The organism is Micrococcus sp. (assembly GCF_030523875.1).
In the GTDB taxonomy this organism is placed as follows: domain Bacteria; phylum Actinomycetota; class Actinomycetes; order Actinomycetales; family Micrococcaceae; genus Micrococcus.
The window spans coordinates 1-680 of sequence record NZ_JAUNHR010000123.1 but is presented as its reverse complement, the minus strand read 5'-3'; the positions used below and the strand labels follow the sequence as shown (position 1 = coordinate 680).

Sequence of the window (680 nt, the reverse complement as noted above, 5' to 3'; positions counted from 1 at the left end):
GGCACGGCGCACGCGGACGTGCTCCGCGCGATCCGTGACAGCGGCCGCGCCGGCACTTCCGCCCGCCTGGCCTACTTCGAGTGGGCCTCCGCGCGCCGCGCGTGCGCCTCCGAGAAGTGCGACCACGAGCCCGGGAAGTGGAAGGGCTGCCAGCTCGACGATGTCGACAACCTCAAGCAAGCGAACCCGCTGCTGGGGCGCACCCGCGCCAACGGCACGGGCCTCACCCTGAAGTACCTGCTCGCCGAGCGCGCAGCTCTCCCCCCGATGGAGTACGCGCGCGAGCGGCACGGATGGTGGGACGACCCCACGTCCTCGGACATCTTCGGCCCCGGCAAGTGGGCGCAGGCCTCCCGCGAGGACCGCCCCGCGGACCTCACCCTGTCCGGCCTCGCCGTCGCCGTGTCCATCGACCTGAAGTCCGCCGCCGTCGTCGGCGCGGGCCTCGACGACACCGGCGCCGCCTGGATCCGCGTGCTCCAGCACGGCCCCGGCGCCTCCTGGCCCGTGGACCGCCTCAAGCAGCTCACCGCCACCTACGGCATCCCCGCCGTGATTGACGGCAAGGGACCCGGCGCCGTCCTCGTCCCCTCCCTCGAGAAGGAGGGCGTCCCGATCCGCGTGGCCGACACCGGCAACGTCCTCGACGCCTTCGCCAACCTGCGCTCGCGGTTGGATGC

1 protein-coding gene is annotated in these 680 nt (G+C 73.5%); it reads left to right on the top strand.

The genetic code is table 11. The annotated features are described in order from the left end of the window. The coding region (locus Q4D18_RS11145; protein ID WP_303128425.1) for a hypothetical protein at positions 1-680 on the top strand (680 nt) is incomplete at both ends.